This window comes from Candidatus Thermoplasmatota archaeon, assembly GCA_030018475.1.
GTDB lineage: Archaea > Thermoplasmatota > JASEFT01 > JASEFT01 > JASEFT01 > JASEFT01.
On sequence record JASEFT010000001.1, the window covers coordinates 7,853 to 28,765 of the forward strand.

Here is a 20,913-nt window from a genome sequence, read left to right on the forward strand (position 1 = left end):
TTATGGACTTTGTTCTTTTCATCATATTCTATTCTATCTGTAATTATAATAGAATTCATAATCTTAGCTACTACTTGCTCTATCGGTGGCGTAGGCTTGTTCAAAATTCTAGCTGATTTTTCAGCGAGCAAAGGTAGAACCTTCTTTATAATCTCTTCTTTTTCCTTTAATTTTGTAAGTTTCTGCTTTTTCCTCACATGCGATAGCATTTTACGGGCGCATTCTCTTAACGCCAACTCAATTTCAGACTGGATTTCAGGTATGCTCGCAATCGCTTCTTTAGATTCCGAAGTAAACGGTATTTTTGTAGATGCCACATGGACAAGGAATATTGCAGGCGCTATAGGCACACCAATACCTCCTCTTTGCTCTAGCCCATATCTACGCCAATCTATATTTTCAATTGCACGAGTAATTACGCAATCCCCCTGCTGATATAGCAAAGGTACACGGTTAGCAAATCTTAGTATCTGGACAGGCTCTTCTTTAGGAAGCTCTCCGCCGTAAGCTATACCAGCTTCTACTTCAAAAGGATTACCTGAATAGACTGTAGGCGGCCTTGTTGAAGTTACTATAAAATCAGCTTTCAGCTCTTTCTTAACTCCTTTTTTCACAAGGGTCTCGCCAATTGGCGAAAGGCAATCTGTGGACGGAGCCATTATTTTGACTATTTTAAAGCTTTCCAACAATCTTTCAGCTTGACCTCTACTCATGTCTTGTGGTCTTAACTCTTCTTCTAAGCAACTTCTCTCAGTTATCTCTCTAGCACGCTCTGGACTAACTCTAGAAAACTCATTTACCAAGAAAGATGTAATTTTATGGCATTCTGTAGCACGAGCCATTCTCAGTAAAGTGCCAAGCTCTATACCCTCAGGATGCGGCTTTATCTCAATAGTCTGCGCAGGCATTTTATCAGTAGCGCGCTCGAATACTGTTTTAATACCGTCAGGCTCTATCAAAATTATTTTTGCATGGGGATTTACTACTGCACAGGCTTTCAAATATTCAATTACACTTTGACGCTTCTCTTTTACATATCTACCTTGGACAGTAACCTCTATCTTAGTGCCGCTATCTTTATCCCAATGAATAAGCTCTTCGCGCAAAATCTCAGGTACATTCCTTTTTGTATCTATCATCAAATCCATTTGGACAGATGGTCTGTCTTTAGCAATTTTAGAAGTTATTCTTGCAGGTCTGCCTGTAGTAAGCTGGGCATACATTACAACTGCTGAGATACCAATACCTTGTTGTCCTCTAGACTGGCGTATTGCATGGAACCTTGAGCCGTAGAGCATTTTACCGAATATAGGCGGAATTTGATCTCTTACTATTCCAGGACCATTGTCTTCAACGCTTATTATATAAGTATCGCGTGCTTTCTCTAATTTCCGGAGCTCAACGATAATTTCAGGCAAGATATTTGCTTCTTCACAAGCGTCGAGAGAGTTATCTACAGCTTCTTTAACGCATGTTAGCATAGCTCTCGTTAGAGTATCAAAGCCCAGTATTTGCTTATTGCGCTCGAAAAATTCTGCTACGCTTATTTCCTTCTGCTTTTTAGCAAGCTCCTCTGCAATTATAGCCATATCACTACTAATATCACTACAAAGTGTAGATGGGTGTGATGAATAATAAAGCTTATTGAAAATTTCTCGTCGAGAAAAAAAGGGTCGGTTTTTTTGGATAGTTCTCCCCCCTTTAACAACTCAAGCATCTCAAAATTAGCTCCTTTAGCTCCTCCATGCCCTCACCAGTTTCTGTAGATATCTTCAATCTGTTGCTATCAGCCTTCAAAATATCGCGTTTGGTTTCTACTTCAATCACAGGTACATTAAAATTGCTATTTACTTCTTCTAACAACCTTAGTTGAGGCTCTAATGCATAGCCACAATGAAATGTTGGATCTATTAGGAAGACAATACAATGGGCAAGATGTTTCAGCGCTAATATCGCCTGTAATTCCATCTTGTTCCTCTTAGAAAGTTCTCTATCTAACAAGCCTGGTGAATCGATAATTTGATATTTTCTCCGCTTCACCTCAAAATAACCAACTGAGAGAGCTTTTGTTGTGAATGGATATTGTGCAACTTCAGGCTTAGCACTAGAGAGCTTTTTCACAACCGAAGATTTGCCAACGTTAGGATAGCCTGCAACAACAACTGTGGGCAGGTTTTGAAGTACAGGGATATTTTTGAGCGTTGACTCTGCATCCTTAATAAACTCTAGTGTTGGCTTTAGATTCTTAACCACAGAGCAGATTCTACCGTAAGCCTCTTTTCTCAGCACTGCAATTTCTTTAATACCTTTGGCTAATTTAATATCTGCTATGTATTTAGCTCTAAGATTCTCTATAATTTTCATAGCGCTAGCAATGGCATGCTGCGCAGCGTTTAGTTTTTCAACCCCGATGAGCAAATCAGCAAGCTCGTAATAAAAACGCGATATTTTATTTTTACTAAAGTCTAAAGCTTTACTTGAGTTGAGAGTTAGCGTTATTAAAGAAGCGAATTTGTTGATTCTTGCAATTGCAGTGTATTTAGCAGTTAAAAATTTTGTAGCTCTCGGTATCCTTATTTTAACTATTTTACGAAATACTTTATCAAGTAACTCGTCAGGTGCAGAAAGCTCCATCTTTTAAATTTTCAGCTCTTTGATAAACTTCAAAAGTGCTAGTTTGTTAGGGAGCGCTATTTTTTCTAGCCCTATAAATTTTAGTAAAGGTGCTTTTGCATTAGCACCTATTACAAGTATCTCTTTACCTCTGTATTTAAGAACGAAATTTTTGTTTTGTAACGATAGTTTTTCAGCGTAAGGCTCCAGAGTTTTTAATAACACTTTAAGGCTACTCAGTTTCTCTTTTTTAGATAGTTTTTCAAGCTCTGCAAGTTCTGGAATTGCGAATTGGGCTGATTTTGTCTGTATAAATGTTTTTAGCGCTTGCAACAAAGAATTTTTAGGCTCAAAAATATCTAATTGAAAATTGTTAGTGTCTATTGAGACCTTGGCAATACAGATATTTTGAGCCAGCTCTATAGTTAGAGAGCCACTCTTAATACTATTCCAAGCTTTAAGCAGCAGCTCAGCAGTCTTTTCCATATAGCTCTTATTTTCCAGCCGTCTTTAAAAGAGTAATAGAAAATGTTTTTTCGCCGTCTATCGTAATATTAAGTTTGTTGAAAGAGCATTTTATTATGGTCTCTTTATTTTCTAAAGCTTTGATTATATCGCCTAGTTTAGGCATAGCCTCTCTAATAGCAGCTATTCCCTTCGCTGTTCGTTCGCCAAAAGTCGGTAGTCGCTCTCTCAGCTGGGCCACAAGCTTCCTAGCTTCAGGTACTTTCTCTACAAGCCCTTCAAGCTTTTCAAGCATTTTTTCAACTCTTTTCTCTGCAAGTTCTATCATTTTATTTTCACCTCTTTAAATTTAGTTATGTCCTAGATAGTATTTAAGGTTTTGAGCAAGCTCTCAACTATACTGCGTTCAGCTTCTAAACTTTCAAATTTCCAATTTAAAAATTTTCTTAAAAGCTCTAATGCTTTGCGGTCAACCTCAAATTTGAAATTATATCTAACATCCATTAGTATGAGACTCTCTGGTGGCGCAGGTGCAAGCTCTAATTTTTTACTTCCGGAAAGTGCTTCTTTTAAATCCTTAGCGCTTAACTCTTCAAGCCCTACTTTTTGCAATGCAGTCACAATTTTCCTTACCTGATGCCACAAGAAATTGGGTGCTTTAATATCTATAATTAAGAAAGGCTCTTTTGAAGTTATTCCTATATAATCTATCTTTCTAACGCTACACCTTTCAGAAGGCTTTGCAAAACTAGAAAAATCATGCTTACCAATAAAAAGCTTTGCTGATTTGCATATATTTGAAATTTTAAGTTTATCTTTCATTAAAAAATATCTATACCAGCGCTGAACAGCGTGTCTAGGATTGAAGTCCGGCGCTACTATTTTTTTAGCGTAAAACCATATGTCTTTAAGATTTACGTTTAGAGCTTTGATAATATCACGGTAATCAAAATTTGTATTAAATGCAATCACATTACCGAGAGCGCTAACATTTCTGTCAGTTCTTGAAGAAGATTGGAATTTGCAGCTTTTCAAATTAATAATATCTAACTCTCGTAAGGCTTTTATAATTGCGCCTTCTACAGTTCTAAGCTCTTTCTGCCTCGCATATCCCAAGAATTTTTTACCGTCGTATGCTAATTTTAATGCTAGCCTCATTCAGTTCTTAACCTTTTTATGCTATATTTTATAAATTTATTTCTTTCTGCTCCCGGCTAACGCGAAATAAGCGAGCAAAGCTTCTAACTGGATTCTTTCGTTAGCACCTTCAACTATTCTAAATTCAATTTCGCCAGCCCTATCAATGAGCTCTACTTTAGTTTTGTCTGGAATATTCAAATCAAATATTGTTCTGTGAATTTGCTTGATAATATCTTCGCCGCTCAGCCCGTATTCTATGAGAAGCTCGTCTAACGCATCCCTAGCTCTAAGAAAATCGCCTTTGAGTGCAAGCTCTAATAAAGCTCTTACTTCTTCAGGCTTAGCTGTAGAGCCTATTTTGTAAATAGAATTCTCGTCTATTTTCTTGGAAATGCTCGCAGCTACTTGAAGTACAGAAATCGCTTTCCTCATATCTCCGCCAGCAATGTATACTATCGCTTCTAATCCCTCTTCAGTAAGTTTTAATTTTTCCTGCTCCGCAATATATTTAAGATATCTTTTAGTATCCTCTCCTCTAATAGGCCTGAATCTAAAAACAGCGCACCGCGACTGAATAGGCTCTATGATTTTACTTGAGTAGTTTGCAGAAAGTATAAAGCGGCATGTTTTAGTAAATCTTTCCATAGTTCTACGCAAGGCAGCTTGTGCATCTGGTGTTAGAGCATCTGCTTCGTCAAGGAATATCAGTTTAAAAGGCACGTTGCCTAAAGGAGCTGTTCTTGCGAAATCTTTTATTTTAGTGCGTACAACTTGAATACCCCTTTCATCGCTCGCATTCATCTCACTAAAATTCTCTCTCCAAACATCGCTAAAAAGCTCTTTCGCTAGGGCAATTGCGCATGTTGTTTTGCCAGTGCCTGCCGGACCTGCAAAAAGCAAATGAGGCACACTTGCAGTTTTTACGTAAGCTTTTAATCTATTAACAATTTCATCTTGACCTACAACTTGCGATAGTTTATAAGGCCTGTATTTTTCAATCCAGACGTCTTCCATTCGTTCATTTTAAGGTTTTTAGAGCTATTAACTTTTTTGGATACTATAGTTCTATCTTTCCCTTCTTCTTCAAATCTTCAAGCGATTTATCAATAAATTTTTCTAGCTCTTTTTTATCGCTAAGTTGAGTCTCTACTTCTAATTTCCTCTTCTCCAAAGCTTCGCGCTCCAGCTCTCTTCTTAATCTTTCTTCTTTTTTAAAAGCAATCACAGTAGCTCTCATTCCCAAGGCTCTTTTATGGAATTCGTCTGCTTTACTCTTTAATTCTAAGTATTCTTTGTTCTTCTTTTTGATTTTATTAATAATCTCAGCAATTTCGTTAAATAGTGCCTTGCCCTTATCGTTTAACTCTTTAACCTCTTCACTGAGCTTAACGACTTCAGCGTGCTCTTCATCAGCTTTTTTAAAAAGCTCGTCTATTGTTGTATTTATATTAGAAAGCTCCATACTTAGTTGCTCCTGCTCCTCTAAAGCTGCTTCTAAATTTTTAGCTTTAAAAATCATAGCTCTTATTCTATTGATAATTTTGTTTTCTTCTTTTAGAGTTAGAGGCATAGTTTGCTGCTTAAACTCAAGCTCTTCGAGCTCTTTCTTTAACTCGTTTAGATCCTCAGGCAAACTTTCGATTATTTTCTTCCTGGTACTCCTCCTTAGACTTAGCAATTCTTTTGCTTTTTTATGCAATTCATCACGTTTACTCTTATGCAATTTTATTTTCTCAATAGCAGCAGTTTTGCTACTCTTTAACTCGTTAAGAGTCTTAAAAAGCGCTCCTTTACTATCATTTAGCAATCTCATTTCATCTCCGACTAATTTAGCATTCCGATTGAACTTATCCCTCTCTTCAACCAAGGCTCTATATTTCTGTTCCGCAGCTTCTATAGCAGCTATTCTTTTCTTCATTTAAGAATTGTAATAAATCTCTATTTTTAGAGTGTAGTGAACTTCTTGCCTTTTACCGGGTGCGTCAACGGTAATATTATAATACACTTCCGCATACCAACTATCAGCATAGGCATTAAATAGGATGTCCCATTTGCTCAGCTCAACCACAGCTGTCCCATTGTCGGGCGTTGCATTATCTGATTTTACATACGTATAATTATCACCCCACCTTACTTTTGCAGATAGATCTAAATTTTCTAACTGTTTCTTAGTGATCAGCGCATATTCCGGCTCGTAATTCAGAGTGATTACAGCCCTCTTTACTTGCGTACCTATCGGCATGTAGGTATCGTTTTTCTGCGATTTTTCTAAGCTGCCAGAAATTGTAGCTTGATAGTTTACATAAACAAAATCTGCAGTTGCACTCTCATTACCTCCCTTATCCACAACTTTCAATCCCACTCTATATATTCCGTGCTGTTGATAGCTATAAGTCATTACTTTATCACCGAGCTGCCATACTATCGTGGTCAAGTTAAAATTCCACCAATACTCTTCAATCTCGCCTTGCGAAGCGCTTGCATCAAAAATTATACTCTGATTTGGATAAGCTACTTGAGGCTCTATTTTTAGCACAGCTTTTAAAACATATTTAGGCACTTCTATCTTGGGCTCTATGCAGCCTGAAAGTGCCTGTAGTAAAATTAGTATTACAGAGCATACAATAATTCTCTTCATAGCTCAAAATCAATAATTCTTTTCCAATATAAATAGATTGTTTTTTTCCCCTTCTCTTGTGGTGAAAGCAAAAACATAATATACACCTACCGACTTAATCATAGATTAATGAGATTGCGATTACCTTATGGTAAAAGGGATATTCCTGTCGATATTCCTGATAAGAATGTTCTCGGCATTGTTAAGCCTAACGAGCTAAAGCTTGTAAATACCAGCGCAATTAGAGATGCGATTCTAAACCCTTTAGCAACCGACAGGTTAAAAGATAAAGTTGAAAGTAGCGATAAAGTTGCAATAGTAGTTGATGACAATACAAGGCCATGCCCAACAAAATTGATAATGCCTTTTTTGCTAGAGAATCTGAATTTGCCCAAGAAGAGTATTACAGCGATATTCGCATGCGGCAGTCATGAGAAAGTCTCTGATAAAGATGCTAGAAATCTTTTAGGAATGCCTTTAAATTATATTTCTAGTAGCTCTAAATATCCTAATGAGTTTGAATATGTAGGTAGTACTTCAAGAGGTACTGAAGTAAAGCTCAATAAAACATATCTAGAAGCTGATTTTAGAATATTAATTGGCGATGTAGAGCTCCATTATTTTGCAGGATATGGCGGCGGAAGAAAATCTATTTTGCCAGGTGTTTCTGCACATGAAACTATTCAGAGCAATCACAAGCTAATGTTCGATAGAAACTGCAGACTAGGTAATTTGGAAAATAATCCTGTTCATTTAGATATGCTAGAAGCTTACGAGCTTGCAAACGTAGATTTTTTAGTTAATGTAGTGCAGAATGCGCAGCGCAAACTTGTTGGCGTGTATGCTGGTAGCCATGACGCTTTTTACAAATGCGTTGAGCTCGTTGATAGAATGTGTAAAGTAAAAATATCTGAAAAACCAGATATTGTAGTTGCAGCTGCTGATGGTCATCCTCACGATATTGATTTCTATCAAGCAATTAAAGCTATTCAGACAGTTATTGAGGTTATAAAAGAAGGTGGAGTGCTAATTCTTGTATGCAAATGCTCTAATGGTATTGGAAGCGATATATTTTATCAAGCAATGCAAAAATATAGTAGTAGTGACGAGGTAAAAGCTCATTTACTTGAAAATTTTGTTATGGGTGTGCATAAAGCTTATTATTTACTTAAAGCTCTTGAAAAATTAAATATTATTTTAGTTTCTGAAATAGAAAGAAATATTGTAGAGCATGTTTTTAAATTAAGGTACGCAAAGAACATAGAGGCTGCCTTAAATTTAGCATTTGAACTTGTAGGCAAAGACTCAAATATTTTAGTTTCGCCTAACGGAAGTACAACTCTTGTAGAGCTAAATCGTAATAAGAATGTTTAGATCTTTGTATTCTTTTGGTGTTGAAAAAGTCAAATGCAGGGTCTGTGGGAAAGAAGGTATAGAAACATCAAAAACTCTCGCGGTATGCTCCAACTGCATTAAAAGTAGATGGCAAGAGGCAGAGCCTTTGGTTAAAGAAGCACACTCAAATATAAGGGGAAAATTTTCTATGCCTATTGAGCCACCTAAAAGTGAAGGTGGTATTGATTGCGGGCTATGCTTAAACAACTGCAAGCTCAAGTCTGACGAAATAGGGTATTGCGGGATAAGAGTTAATAGAAACGGTAGAATTGAAAGTCTTGTTGGCAATAATAATGCAGTTCTAGAATGGTACTATGATGCTCTACCAACGAATTGCGTTGCAATGGAGTTCTGCGAAAATCGCAAGCTCAGCTACCAGTACAAGAACTTAGCGGTGTTTTATGGCGCTTGTAGCTTTAATTGCCTTTTCTGTCAGAACTGGCATTATCGTCACTTAGTGAAAGAGCTGAGACCTGTAATGAGTGCAAATGAACTCGCCTCTAAAGTAGATGGAAGCACAAAGTGCGTTTGCTATTTTGGCGGCGATCCTACACCTCAAATTCTGCATGCAATTGAAACCAGTAAAATTATTCTAGGAACTAGAAATGATGTAAGAATATGTTTTGAAACTAATGGTAGCATGAGCAGAAGTATAGTTAAAAAAGCTGCTGAGCTAGCTTTCCAATCCAAAGGTACTATTAAATTCGATTTGAAAGCTCATACTGAAGAGCTCAATATTGCGCTATGCAGCGTTTCAAATAAAAACACTCTCGCTAATTTCGAATGGCTTGCAGAAAACTTTAGTTCTGATTATAATTTCCTAGTCGCAAGTACTTTACTTGTCCCCGGCTACGTTGATGAAAAAGAAGTCGAGAATATTGCAAAATTTATCTCTGCGCTAAGCAAAAAAATTCCATATAATTTACTTGCATTTCATCCACAGTTTTATATGACCGATATGCCCGTAACCTCAAAAGAGCTTGCTTTTAAATGCTATAAAATAGCAACTAAATATTTAGAAAATGTAAGAATTGGTAATGTGCATTTGCTGGTGTGAATATTGTTGGAAAACTTTTTACCGCTCTAGAACCTTTTCGTTAATATGAGCAATAGATTTGCTAGATCGTTGTATAGGCTAAGTGGCGAAGCTGCTTTTGAAACTCTTGCTAAAGCAAAGCAGCTGGAGCGCGAAGGTAAAAAGATAATACATTTTGAAATAGGCGAGCCTGATTTTAATACGCCTAGCGCTATAAAGCAAGCTGCTAAAAAAGGATTGGACCTCAATCTCACTCACTATGTACCTTCAGCAGGGCTTTTAGAGCTACGCGAGAGTGTTAGAGAATATATTAAAATTAAAAGAGGCTTTGAGCCAGAGCTAGAGCAAGTAGTAATAACTCCTGGCGTAAAGCCTGCGGTTTTTTATTCTATTTTATCTTTGGTGGAAAAAGGCAACGAGGTTATATACCCAGACCCAGGCTATCCAACTTACTACTCCCTAATAGATTACGTGGGTGCTAAAAAAGTGCCTGTAAAGCTTGTAGATGAAGAAGAGTTTAGAATGACTCCTGAGGATATTAACGAAAAAATCACTAATAAAACTAAGCTTATTATCCTAAACTCACCAGAAAACCCTACAGGTGGAACGAATACAGAAAAAGATATGAAAGGTATCGCTGAGTTAGCTGAAGATCATGATTTGTTCGTAATATCTGATGAAATATACTCAGAGATAATCTATGATGGCAAGCATTATTCTCCATGTAAATACGATGCTTGCACTGAGCGCTCAGTACTTATAGACGGCTTTTCTAAATCATTTGCAATGACTGGCTGGAGGCTTGGCTATATTATTACTAATAAAGAGCTTGCACGAAAAATAACTACTTTCATTACAAACTCAGTTAGCTGTACCAACTCTTTCGTTCAATACGCAGGTATAGAAGCGCTAAGGCGTTGTGAACAAGAAGTAAAAAAGATGGTTAAAGAATTTAAGCGCAGAAGAGATGCTATAGTTAAAGGATTGAATTCTGTAAAAGGATTTAAGTGCCTATTACCCAAAGGCGCTTTCTATGTATTCCCTAATATTGAAGAAACAAACTATACTTGCGAAGAGCTTGCAGAGCTTCTATTAGAGAAAATAGGAGTCTGCACATTGCCTGGAACAGCTTTCGGAGAAGGCGGTAAGGGGCATATTCGCTTCTCTTACGCAAATTCTATTGAAAACATAGAAAAAGGGGTAGAGCTAATAAAATCAATATTAGGCTAGAGCGGCTCTCTAGCAGATGCTTTTGTGCAATAATAATCGTTATAACTCACGTTTTCACCTGAATAACCAATACCTGAAGCTTCTACTCTGAGTTTCCACATGCCTGGCGTAGGGCTCGATATCAGTGGAGATTCTTCCGCAGTCTCTCTATAAGTTTTGTTAAAATATATGCCATCCGGCGAATCTAAAGATACAGTTACATACCTTTGCTGAGCTATTATCTCAGTAAGCGGTATAAGCTCTGCAATCTCCGGAAAAGTCTTAATATTAACCTTGATATCTATACGTAAAGAGTAAGTTCCTTCAATTATTGTAAACTGCTTCTCATCAGTTTGCTGCTCTGGAATAATTGTAGTGAATGTATATTCTAAACTGGCTTTATCAGTAATTTTATAATTTATCTCGGGAAGAAAAGTCTTTCCACCGAACAGCTCTTTACCTAAATGGACATCTAAGCACCCTGAAATACTAATTGTAACAGAAATAATCACGAAGGCTAAAAGCGCAGTTTTCATCAGTACTATATCAGCTTAAAATATATAAAATTTTTATCCTACGAATGTATTCATTAAAATCAATGAGACTTGCCGCTTTGCTAAAAGAACGCTGTAATTCTAAGATTTGCGGTTTAGAATGCATTAAATACTGTCCTGTGGTTCGGAGCGGTAAAGAAGCTGTTGTGCTAGTAGCTGACAAGCCTTCGATTTCAGAAGAGCTTTGCGTAGGGTGCGGTATTTGTACGCACAAATGCCCTTTTGAAGCTATTAAAATTATTAATTTACCAGAAGAGCTGAAAGAGGAGCTTGTGCACCAGTATGGCAGGAACGAGTTTAGATTGTTTAGATTGCCGTCTATAAAAGAAGGAAAAGTTATTGCTCTCTTAGGTCCTAACGGTATAGGAAAGACTACAGCTTTAAATATACTGTGCGGAGACCTTGTTCCTAATTTAGGAAATTGCTATAAGCCAGCTGAATGGCAGCACTGCTTGAAAAAATTTGCAGGTACTGAACTTTATAACTATTTAAGCAAGCTTGCAACTAAAAAAATCACTGCCTCAATAAAGCCTCAATATGTAGATAAACTGCTCGATACCTGCACAAATAAAAAAGTTATAGAGCTCCTTGAAAGTAACAATCCTTCTAAAGAGCATTTGAATTTCGTTATGCAGCAGCTAGAGCTTGAAGATTTAAAGGAACGTTACCTAGCTACTCTTGCAGGTGGCGAATTGCAAAGAGTAGCGATTGCAAATACAATTTTGAAAAGCGCGGATATTTACTTTTTCGATGAGCCTTCCTCTTATCTTGATGTATACCAGAGATTAAAAGCAGCTAGAATTATAAAAGTATTGGCGGAGCGAAAAAAAGTAGTTGTTGTAGAGCACGACTTAGCAGTTCTGGATTTTCTAGCAGACGAAATATGTCTTTTATACGGTAGTGAGGGCGCTTACGGAATCGTGGCTCAGCCTAAAACGGCAAGGGTTGCAATTAACGACTATCTTGAAGGCTATTTAAAAGAAGAAAATGTGAGGTTTAGGGATTGGAAGATTGAATTTGCTACTAAGCCTGCAATACGCAGATGGCCTAGCGGAGTATTTTTTGAATACGGAGCTTTAGTAAAAAGTTACGAGAAATTCGTACTTAGAGTAAGCGAAGGTAAAGTGCATAAAGGCGAAGTTGTAGGTATTGTAGGGCCCAATGCTACTGGTAAAACTACTTTTATGGAGCTTTTGGCAGGCAAGCTAAAACCTAGCGAAGGTAAAATTGACCTTGCTCTTACTATTAGTTACAAGCCTCAATATATAAATCTTAAAGGCGATGCAAAAGTCAAAGAACTGCTCACCGAGAAAACAGCTGAAGCAAGTTTGCTAGTAGAGCTTGAACGAGGACTGAGCTTAAAGAGTCTGTACAACAAATCTGTAAATGCTCTATCTGGAGGCGAGCTACAAAGAGTTGCAATTGCTTTAGCGCTGGCGCAAGAAGCAGATATTTATTTGATTGACGAACCTTCCGCTTATCTCGATTCTAGCCAGAGAATGGAGGCTGCAAAAACTATAAGAAAAATGATGGAGCAAAGAGGTAAAAGCGCAATGATTGTAGATCACGACGTTTATTTGATAGATCTTGTGGCTGATAGTTTGGTGGTGTTCTCAGGAATACCAGCTAAAGAAGGTTTTGCTCAAGGTCCGTTTGATATGCGCACAGGTATGAATCTATTTTTGAAATCTTTAGATATAACTTTCAGAAGAGATGCTGACAGCAACAGACCGAGGATAAACAAGCCCGAATCAAGATTAGACAGGGAGCAGAAGGAGAAAGGCGAGTATTATTACATAACTTAATTACCTGACTTCAGGAATTGCTGGTAGCGCCCTTTTATGCTCAGAACTTTCTATCATCTTCTTTACGCGCCCAGCTTCTCTTGACGGCAAATCAAGCTCTTTCGCAATCTCTTTACAGCTCAATCCTTTTTCTAATTTCATCAAAATCATATCAAGCTTCTTATAACTTATACCCAACTCTTTCTCGTCAGTTTGTCCTTTCCACAACCCAGCGCTAGGAACTTTAGCGATGATTTTATGATGAATTCCCAGCCCTTTTGCTAGCTCTCTTACCTGAGTTTTATATAGATTGCCCAAGGGCAAAATATCGCAAGCGCCATCTCCATATTTTGTAAAATAGCCCACAAGTCTCTCTGATTTATTACCGGTACCAACAACAAGATAGTTTAGCTTGTTTGCAAAAAAGTAGAGGAGAATCATTCTTACCCTTGCCTGTATATTACCGTATTCTTCACGAGTTGCTTTTTCTAAAACAAAGTTATCTGCGATTTTAGAAATATCTATAACCTTATAATTCGCTTTCCAAGTTTTTGCGAACTCTATAGCGTCTTTAGTATCATCCCATTTTGTAATTTTCCCAGGGAGTATCAGCAGCAGTACATTTTTATTTCCTAGAGCTTCAATGCACAGCTTGGCAGTGACTGCAGAATCTAATCCACCACTTAATCCAACAACTGCGCCTCCTGCATTTGCCTCTTTTACTTTAGCTCTGATAAACGATTTTATAAGTTCTACGTATCGTGCCTCAAGTTCTGATTTTTTCATAGCAAAGAATCTGTATACGAATAAATAAATATAATCAAAAGATATTCTTCCTTTCTATGAGACTAAAAGTCGCGATAGTTCAAGGTGCTCCTTCAACATGCAACAAAGAAGAAAATTTAAAATTTATGGAGAGTAAAATTAGAAGAAGCGAAGCAGAGCTAATAGTATTTCCCGAGCTATTCCTTACGGGCTATGAATGTGACGATAGATTTTCTGAACTTGCGGAACCTTTAGAAGGCGAAAGTATGAGTAGAATTACAAAACTTGCGCAATCGAAAAACTGCTATGTGATTTTCGGTATGCCTGAGTTAGCAGGAAAATCTGTGTATAACTCCAGTGTCTTGGTAACATGCGATGGATTGGCAAAGAGCTATAGAAAAATCCATCTACCGCATTTCTGGAAATTCAAAGAGAAATCTTATTTTAGGGAGGGCAAGGATCCTGTTATTGCGAATACTAAATTTGGCAAATTGGGTATGATGATATGCTACGATTTGTTCTTTCCAGAACTTGCTAAATTCTATGCCCTTAAAGGCGCGAATATTATAATTTGTATTTCCGCAGCTCCAGTGCAGAGCCAGAGATATTTTGAAGTTTTGACTCAAGCGAGAGCATTAGAAAACACAGTGTTTTTGGTTTATGCAAATCTTGTAAGCAGAGAAAAAAAACTTACATTTTGGGGTGGTAGCAGAGTTATAAATCCTTTAGGAAAATTAATAGCAACTGCAGGCGGTAAACCTTGTGTTTTAGAATGTGTTTTAGACCTTGCAGAAGTTAAGAGTGCAAGAAAGCAAAGGCCTGTCCTCAGAGATACTAAACTATCGTTTTTCCACGCCTAACAGCTAATGAAAACGCTATGCTGACTGCTACCAACACGACAGTTAAGCCACCATTAACCCACATGATCCGGTAACTAAGTTCCACCCCGCCTCTTTGATTCTTACTCCTTTCACCCAAGTATCATACTGTGCTATATCACATGTAATTCTTCCGGGATAAAAATAACCATCTCCCTTGGCTTGCAGATGAACATCACACCACCAATCTATATAGATCTTGCATCCTGGAGATGGGAAAGATACATTAGAATAAATGTAATAGAATATTTCCCCCTGCTCTTTGTGGATCATACTTAATACGATATACTTTTTTTGGTGTTTGATATAATTTTCTGTGAATATATCTACTTTCCCATTTCCTACAACTTTCAGAGCTTTGCCTCTTTCTGTATCAATTACATCGTAAGTGGCATTTCCATAAATAGTAAGATTCTCAATAAAAGGTGGGAGTTGCCCATCGACTTTTGGGTTCTCAATAAATTCTGACCAATCGGTAATGTTGATTATCACTGGCAAAGGTAAAAGCAGGGTAAAGTTTTCACTATTTGGTGGAGAGATACAGACAGTGTAATTGTAGTAACATTCTTCCCGTAATCCTAGTGTGGCACGCCATTGCTTCCAGAAATAATAATACCCGCCAATCAAAGATACCAAACACAAGGACACGATCAATAATATAAAAATCTTTTTCTTGTAGAGCATCTTGTTTCACCAAATTTTTTCAAATTGTATTTCTGTATTGAGTTGTGCTAGACAGGAAGAACAATAATGCATTCTCAGCGAAGATATGTTACCCTGATAGTGTTCTTTTCCGTCCATAGCACAACCACAGGTAGTGTCATAGAGACCACAGTTATGCCCCAATTCATGCGTAAAAAACTGTACTTGTCTTTTCCAATATTTGCCCCCTGTCGAAACAGCATCCCAGTATATCATGTGATCAAAAAGTACGAATGTGTTTCCTGGTCGATAACCTTTCCCCCTATCAGTTTCGTCAATACCGCTTTTATGTGCCATTATACAGTACCTTAACTCAAAGGTAAAAGGGAAGAAACGAAAGGTGGCTAGGTGAAGGACGTAAGCCTCATTCTGTTCAGCCTTTCCTATTACTAGAAAAAGGCTTGATAGCATGTGACTAAGCGCCCTACTCACAGTCTTGAGCTAGTCATCCTGTTCTTTGGGCTTGCTCTAGAGTAAGATAGCCGTTTCACCAAATCTCTTTAGAACTTCATGCTCTTGCAATCATCATATACTAAAGAGCTGTGCCGTTTCTGCGCTTAACTTAAGGCTCTCGCCTTGCAAGCTTGCGCTTGCGCTCCTGCTCTCAGAGGGAGGACTTTCCTCAGAAGCCTTTTTCTTTTCTTTCCAAGAAAAGAAAAAGCCTTCAGGGAAAAAAGAAAAGAAGCTACGCAATTAGTAATTGTTATTGCATTAGCAATCTTCGTATTCTCAAGGGGTTGCAAGGCAATCCCTTGCTTCTTTTTCTTTTCCACAGAGCGCTTTTCTTTTTCTTTTAAAGAAAAAAGAAAAGGGCTCCCGTGAGCTATCTGCCTTCTCCTAGCCATCTAATATTATATATGAGCTTGTTAAAAAATCTTTCGGCAGAAATGTTTCTTAAACCAAAATTTTCGCTCTTTCGCCAATAGAGCATATATAGACATGTCCGTATTCTCTCAGCATCCCAACCAATTTCTTAGTATCGCCAATTGCGAACACAGAATTTCCGAGCATAGTTTGGGCTGCGTAACCATGTGCTTGGCATTTCTCTACAACTTCAATTACCTTTTTTAGTGCCAGACCTGTTTTTAATGCAAATTCATTTGAAACAGCGAAAAAGTTTTCGATACTCATCTTTCTAATCAATTTTTTCAAGCATTTTTCGCCCCAGAAATTAATTTTAGCTCTTAAACTTGGGTTTGTAAGAACGGATTTTGTCTCTATTTTTCTACCTACTACAGAAATTACAATTTTATTTCCATTGTGCCATGTGATATTTTTAATCAAGCCAAATGGTGGCAGACCCTCTTTCAATCTTATTTCAAATCCTCCTATACTTTGCGCAACCACATCTCCCAAACCTGTTTTGCAATAAAGTTCCGCTTTGTGCGCTATAGCTACAAGAACTTCGTAGCTTAATCCTAGTCTTAAAGCTTCGTTTAATGCAAGTGCTGTAGACAGAGCGCCTGCACCACTAATGCCAAGACCCTGTGAGATAGGGAGTTGGAATGAGCTCTTCACTCTAACATTTAAATTCTCATTACTCACAAGTTCTTCAGCTACTTTTCTAGTTACCTCAGCTTTTGCTTTTTTATTGTTTAAAAAAATCACTATTTTTCTAGTGGCACTTCTTTCCACCTCTGCCTCTGTGACTACTCCCTCAGACAAGCACAAACCTGCGCCTCTAGAGCCTTTTCTGCGAAAATCTTTTGCAGTATTGCCTATTCTGAAGAATCCTGTAATATGCCCTGGTGCGAAAGCTCTTGCAACTCTCATAAATCTTCTTTTATCTTATCTAATATTCTATCTGCAATTTTTTCTTTTCTATCTTTGACAAAAATAAAATTTTTATTTCTATCTATAATTAAAACCTCGCTTGATTCATGGCTAATATTTTTCAAATCGTTAGCTACAATTAAATCTAACTTTTCTGATTTTAGCTTTCTATACGCTCGCTCTAAGAGCACTTCTCTAGATACGTTACTTTCTAGTTTAAACCCGACAAGATACTTTTTATAATCCTTTCTTATTAATTCTAATATCTTAGGAGCTTGTGTCAAGCTCAGTAATAAATGTTTTTTTTCGGAAGATAATTTACCTGCTTCCTTTTTAGGTATGTAATCAGAGATTGCAGCAGGACAAATAATAACATTATAAGAAGCTAAATTTTTTAACTTGCGTCTCAAATCGTCAGTAGATTGGAATCTTTCTGTTTTAAGGTAGTTCGGAGCTTGCTCTAAAGCTGAGCCGTAAAGTAATTCAACCTCAGCACCACGTTCAAACGCGCACTTTGCAATTTCTATACCTGTTCTTCCTGAACTTTTTGCAGCTATAAAGCGCACATCATCGATAGGCTCAGCGGTAGAGCCTGCTATCACCAATATTTTTTTGTTTTCTAAATCGTTTTTCCATAGTTTCCTTATTACTCTCTCAACTATTTCTCCTATACTAGCGAGTTTTGCTTTTCCTTCTTCCACCCTGGGCTCTATAAATTCTATACCTAACTTTTTCAACTTCTTTATATTCTCTTGCACAATTTCATGTTCATACATACTAGAATGCATCGCAGGCACAATGATAATTGGTATTTTAGAGCTGAGCGCTGTAGTTGCAAATGTAGTTACTGGCGTATCATCGATACCACATGCTATTTTAGAAATAGTATTAGCTGTGCATGGTGCAATAAGCAGAAGCGAAGCTTTACTCTTTGTTGAGCCACATAGCGATACATGCTCAACTTTACCAGTTATTTCAGTGATAGGTTTGTTGCCGGTAGCGAACTCAACAGCATTGGGATGGATTATTTTATGAGCTTCAAAGCTCATTACTGCAAAAACCTCTGCGCCATGCCTTATAAGCTCTCTAGCCAGTTTCACAGTCTCTACAGCTGCAATACTGCCTGTAATTCCTAGAACGATTGTTTTACCTTCTAGCTTAGCACTTTTGGTAGAGCGCAACTCTTCGCTTGGATGAAGCATTCTTTAGTAAATAATGGGTTAAGGTTTATATAATAGTTAATATTTTTGTAAAACATGAACTATTTTAGATTAGCGTTTATAGTATTTGTATCGGGAATTATATTGATAGCATTAAGTGCTTTAATAAGTGGAAGTATCTCATTGTTTCTTTTTATACCAGTCTTCTATACTACGGGACTACTTGGATTTCTAGGCGCTCTGTTCATAATTTTAAGTTTAATCTTGTTCGTTTTTGGCTTCACTAAAGGGTTGGTTTATGAAGAAGAGCAGGAAATAACACCTGCGGGTAAAGGAGAGAAGAAGCTCAAGGCTGGCGGAATTGTGTTATTAGGGCCAATACCTATAATATTTGGAACTGATAGAAGTTTGGTAATGATATTACTACTTTTAGCTATAATACTGATTATAGCAATGCTTGCCCTCTTTCTAATGCTCAGCTAAAATCTCTTTCTTCTTCCTTTTTTTCAATCTTTTCAAATACTCCTCTATCGCTTCTCTGTGCTCAGGGCTAAGCCATGCCTGCTCTAAGGCTTCGCACTCATCAGCACCGCCAGCAATCCCCAGATATTCTACAAGCTCTTGATAAGCGTAGCTCTTTTCTAGCTCATCTAAAAAAATTCCGAGCTCCTCTAGAATCTTTTCAAGTACTCTAATAGACATTTTTTACTTACCTGCAAAACTTCTTATAATATCGCCTCTTGTGATTATACCAATAAGTTTGTCGTTCTCTACAACCGGCAGTCGGTTAACTTTTCTTTCCACCATAATCTCAGCAGCTTTCTCAACAGTATCATTGCACCCTATCACAATGGGATTCTTTGTCATTACCTCAGTTACTTTCTTCCTACTAATATCTTCTAAACTGAGTTTAACTTCTGCAAACGTTATAGCCTGACGAAAAGGTATCTCTATTAAATCGAACGGCGTAGGTAAAAATACGATATTGGGAGCGCTGTAGCGCGTTTTTAAAACTCTTAGAATATCTGCTTCACTTAAAATACCCATAACTTTATTGTTTTTATCAACAACAGGTGCGCCGCTAATGTTTTTTGAAGCCAGCTTTTCAGAAGCCTCTCGAATAGTATTCTCAGGAGCTAAGGTAATTACATATTTGGTCATTACATCTTTTACAAGCATTTTTTTTCTTTGTAAGAATTTGTTAGATGGTTAATAAATTTTTGTGCTTTGGCTGTATTGTACAGGTATATTATTTATCTATCTAAAATCATTTTCTACTGAGAATGCTTGCCAAAGCAGAGAAGATAGCTTCGTATTTAAAAGCGCATAAAGAAGTAAAACTTGTATCTCATATTGATGCAGATGGTATTGCATCCGCAGCTATTGCTAGTACAGCATTGAGCAGAGCTAATGTTGAGCACAGCATAGAGTTCGTAAAGCAGTTGGATGAGTGTACAATTGAAAGGTTGAAGAACGAAAGCCAGTTGATTTGGTTTGCAGATTTAGGCTCCGGCGTCATAGAATATTTGGAAGACTTGCGTTTTATTATTACAGATCATCATAAGCCCAGTATGCGCAAGCTCAAAGGTAATTCCTTACTTGATTTTTATAGCGCTAAAGATGAGCTTGAACTGAATCCTCATTTTTTCCAGCTTGACGGCTCTACAGCTGTTAGCGGCGCTGGAGTTACATATCTAGTTGCAAGAGCAATGAGCTCAGAAAATTTAGATTTAGCACCTCTTGCTATCGTAGGCGCTGTTGGCGATTTGCAGGACAGCGCTTACTCTAAGCTTGTGGGCTTGAACAGAAATATTCTCGAAGAAGCTAAAGAGCTAAATCTAATAGATTCTTTTATCGATATAAGATATTTCGGTAGAGAGTCTCGTCCTGTATTTAAACTTCTAGAGTACGCGAGCGATCCTTTGCTACCAACACTTTCAGGCAGAGAGGAAAATTGCATTCAGTTCCTTATAGAGCTGGGTATAGAACTGAAATTTCAAGAGCATTGGCGTAGATGGATTGATTTGAATAAAGAAGAGAAGCACAAAATAATTTCAGAGCTCGTTAATTTATTGCTATCAAAAGGTTTTGGATATAGAAATGCAAAGCGCGTTGTAGGCGAAGTTTATACACTGAGTAAAGAGCCTTTGGGCACAGAACTTCATGACGCTAAAGAGTTTGCAACTTTGCTCAACGCTTGCGGAAGATATGGCAAAGCAGAGATAGGATATAAGGTATGTCTTGGTGACAGAGCTGAGTACTTAGAGCGTTCAAGAGCTCTGCTTAGAGGGCATCGTAAAACTTTGGCTGAAAGCTTGCGTTTTGTAAACGAGTCAGGAACTGTTAGAAGAGATTTTCTGCAATATTTTCATGTGTTTGATAATATAGGTGAGAAAATTGTAGGTATAGTAGCAGGTATGGTGCTGAATAGTGGCATAGCGCAAGATTTGCCTTTATTAGCTTTTGCGCAAACTGACGATGGCAAACAAATAAAAGCATCTGCAAGAGCTACAAGAGAACTTGTAGCCAAAGGTATTGATTTAGCAGCAGCTCTGACGAAGGCAGCGCAAGTGGTTGGCGGTGTCGGCGGCGGTCATAATATTGCTGCAGGCGCTACAATACCTAAAGGCAGTGAAGAAGAATTTTTGAATGAAGTTGAAAGAGTAATTAAAGAGCAACTATCTGGATAGAGGTCATAGAAAGATTTGTATGAAGCAATCTTCAGTTATTTCAAAGTTGTGTTTGAAGAGAGAATAATCAATAAAAAAATGAGAAAAATTTATCCAATTACTGTGTTTCCAATCGGGGGAGGTGATTGGTAT

General features: G+C 37.5%; 22 protein-coding genes and 1 other RNA gene. 7 read left to right on the forward strand and 16 right to left on the reverse strand.

Annotated features, from left to right (window positions below; genetic code table 11):
- From QMD21_00055 to QMD21_00090, 8 genes are all read right to left on the reverse strand, one after another.
- Positions 1-1,589, reverse strand: a 1,589-nt coding sequence (locus QMD21_00055) for a DNA topoisomerase VI subunit B (protein ID MDI6855165.1), incomplete at its 3' end; no start/stop codon positions are given.
- Positions 1,590-1,701: 112 nt separating this feature from the next.
- Positions 1,702-2,634: a 50S ribosome-binding GTPase gene (locus QMD21_00060; GenBank protein ID MDI6855166.1), complete on the reverse strand. Its 933-nt coding sequence runs from the start codon at positions 2,632-2,634 to the stop codon at positions 1,702-1,704.
- A 3-nt stretch (positions 2,635-2,637) separates the two neighbouring features.
- Positions 2,638-3,099, reverse strand: a complete 462-nt coding sequence (locus tag QMD21_00065) for a hypothetical protein (GenBank protein ID MDI6855167.1) — start codon at positions 3,097-3,099, stop codon at positions 2,638-2,640.
- Positions 3,100-3,106: 7 nt separating this feature from the next.
- Entirely contained in the window at positions 3,107-3,406 is a 300-nt protein-coding gene (locus QMD21_00070; GenBank protein ID MDI6855168.1) for a hypothetical protein, read from the reverse strand.
- A 32-nt stretch (positions 3,407-3,438) separates the two neighbouring features.
- Positions 3,439-4,236 carry a tRNA pseudouridine(38-40) synthase TruA gene (gene truA / locus QMD21_00075; protein MDI6855169.1) on the reverse strand — a complete coding sequence of 266 codons (798 nt, stop codon included), beginning with the start codon at positions 4,234-4,236 and terminating at the stop codon, positions 3,439-3,441.
- A gap of 36 nt (positions 4,237-4,272) precedes the next feature.
- Positions 4,273-5,232 carry a replication factor C small subunit gene (locus QMD21_00080; protein ID MDI6855170.1) on the reverse strand — a complete coding sequence of 320 codons (960 nt, stop codon included), beginning with the start codon at positions 5,230-5,232 and terminating at the stop codon, positions 4,273-4,275.
- Between the two features lie 43 nt (positions 5,233-5,275).
- Complete coding sequence (locus tag QMD21_00085) at positions 5,276-6,136, reverse strand: hypothetical protein (GenBank protein ID MDI6855171.1); 861 nt, start codon at positions 6,134-6,136, stop codon at positions 5,276-5,278.
- The gene (locus tag QMD21_00090) at positions 6,137-6,856 is read right to left on the reverse strand and encodes a PKD domain-containing protein (GenBank protein MDI6855172.1); all 720 of its coding nucleotides are present in this window, start codon (positions 6,854-6,856) and stop codon (positions 6,137-6,139) included. It lies immediately after the preceding gene.
- Positions 6,857-6,964: 108 nt separating this feature from the next.
- Between QMD21_00090 and larA the strand changes: the two genes are divergently transcribed.
- The 3 genes from larA to QMD21_00105 are packed head-to-tail and all read left to right on the forward strand — an operon-like array spanning position 6,965 to position 10,496.
- Positions 6,965-8,209: a nickel-dependent lactate racemase gene (gene larA / locus QMD21_00095; protein MDI6855173.1), complete on the forward strand. Its 1,245-nt coding sequence runs from the start codon at positions 6,965-6,967 to the stop codon at positions 8,207-8,209.
- A complete protein-coding gene (locus QMD21_00100; protein ID MDI6855174.1) occupies positions 8,202-9,287 on the forward strand; it encodes a radical SAM protein in 1,086 nt (361 codons plus the stop codon). The genes larA and QMD21_00100 overlap by 8 nt, the downstream gene beginning before the upstream one ends.
- A gap of 45 nt (positions 9,288-9,332) precedes the next feature.
- On the forward strand, positions 9,333-10,496 hold the full coding sequence (locus tag QMD21_00105; protein MDI6855175.1) for a pyridoxal phosphate-dependent aminotransferase: 1,164 nt from the start codon (positions 9,333-9,335) through the stop codon (positions 10,494-10,496).
- Here QMD21_00105 and QMD21_00110 read toward each other — a convergent pair.
- Positions 10,493-11,011: a hypothetical protein gene (locus tag QMD21_00110; protein MDI6855176.1), complete on the reverse strand. Its 519-nt coding sequence runs from the start codon at positions 11,009-11,011 to the stop codon at positions 10,493-10,495. The genes QMD21_00105 and QMD21_00110 overlap by 4 nt on opposite strands.
- A gap of 62 nt (positions 11,012-11,073) precedes the next feature.
- Here QMD21_00110 and QMD21_00115 point away from each other — a divergent pair, with 62 nt between their 5' ends.
- Positions 11,074-12,834, forward strand: a complete 1,761-nt coding sequence (locus QMD21_00115; GenBank protein ID MDI6855177.1) for a ribosome biogenesis/translation initiation ATPase RLI — start codon at positions 11,074-11,076, stop codon at positions 12,832-12,834.
- Here QMD21_00115 and QMD21_00120 read toward each other — a convergent pair whose 3' ends face one another.
- Positions 12,835-13,599 carry an NAD+ synthase gene (locus QMD21_00120; protein MDI6855178.1) on the reverse strand — a complete coding sequence of 255 codons (765 nt, stop codon included), beginning with the start codon at positions 13,597-13,599 and terminating at the stop codon, positions 12,835-12,837.
- Between the two features lie 56 nt (positions 13,600-13,655).
- Here QMD21_00120 and QMD21_00125 point away from each other — a divergent pair, with 56 nt between their 5' ends.
- Entirely contained in the window at positions 13,656-14,438 is a 783-nt protein-coding gene (locus QMD21_00125) for a carbon-nitrogen hydrolase family protein (protein ID MDI6855179.1), read from the forward strand.
- A gap of 42 nt (positions 14,439-14,480) precedes the next feature.
- On the opposite strand, the gene QMD21_00130 is transcribed toward QMD21_00125, so the two are convergent.
- The 4 genes from QMD21_00130 to coaBC all read right to left on the reverse strand — a co-directional run bounded on the left by QMD21_00130 (position 14,481) and on the right by coaBC (position 18,133).
- Positions 14,481-15,140 (reverse strand): hypothetical protein, encoded by a 660-nt coding sequence (locus QMD21_00130; protein MDI6855180.1) that lies wholly within the window; start codon positions 15,138-15,140, stop codon positions 14,481-14,483.
- Positions 15,141-15,504: 364 nt separating this feature from the next.
- An RNA gene (gene rnpB / locus QMD21_00135) (RNase P RNA component) lies at positions 15,505-15,796 on the reverse strand.
- 256 nt (positions 15,797-16,052) lie between these two features.
- Positions 16,053-16,931: a pantoate kinase gene (locus QMD21_00140; GenBank protein MDI6855181.1), complete on the reverse strand. Its 879-nt coding sequence runs from the start codon at positions 16,929-16,931 to the stop codon at positions 16,053-16,055.
- A complete protein-coding gene (coaBC, locus tag QMD21_00145) occupies positions 16,928-18,133 on the reverse strand; it encodes a bifunctional phosphopantothenoylcysteine decarboxylase/phosphopantothenate--cysteine ligase CoaBC (protein ID MDI6855182.1) in 1,206 nt (401 codons plus the stop codon). Before coaBC ends, QMD21_00140 begins: the two co-directional genes overlap by 4 nt.
- A gap of 54 nt (positions 18,134-18,187) precedes the next feature.
- Here coaBC and QMD21_00150 point away from each other — a divergent pair, with 54 nt between their 5' ends.
- Positions 18,188-18,574, forward strand: coding sequence for a DUF131 domain-containing protein (locus tag QMD21_00150; protein MDI6855183.1), 387 nt, complete (start codon positions 18,188-18,190; stop codon positions 18,572-18,574).
- Here QMD21_00150 and QMD21_00155 read toward each other — a convergent pair.
- Positions 18,560-18,793, reverse strand: coding sequence for a hypothetical protein (locus QMD21_00155; protein ID MDI6855184.1), 234 nt, complete (start codon positions 18,791-18,793; stop codon positions 18,560-18,562). The genes QMD21_00150 and QMD21_00155 overlap by 15 nt on opposite strands.
- A gap of 3 nt (positions 18,794-18,796) precedes the next feature.
- The gene (locus QMD21_00160; GenBank protein MDI6855185.1) at positions 18,797-19,270 is read right to left on the reverse strand and encodes a CBS domain-containing protein; all 474 of its coding nucleotides are present in this window, start codon (positions 19,268-19,270) and stop codon (positions 18,797-18,799) included.
- Between the two features lie 104 nt (positions 19,271-19,374).
- Between QMD21_00160 and QMD21_00165 the strand changes: the two genes are divergently transcribed.
- Entirely contained in the window at positions 19,375-20,781 is a 1,407-nt protein-coding gene (locus QMD21_00165) for a DHH family phosphoesterase (protein ID MDI6855186.1), read from the forward strand.
- Positions 20,782-20,913 lie beyond the last annotated feature (132 nt).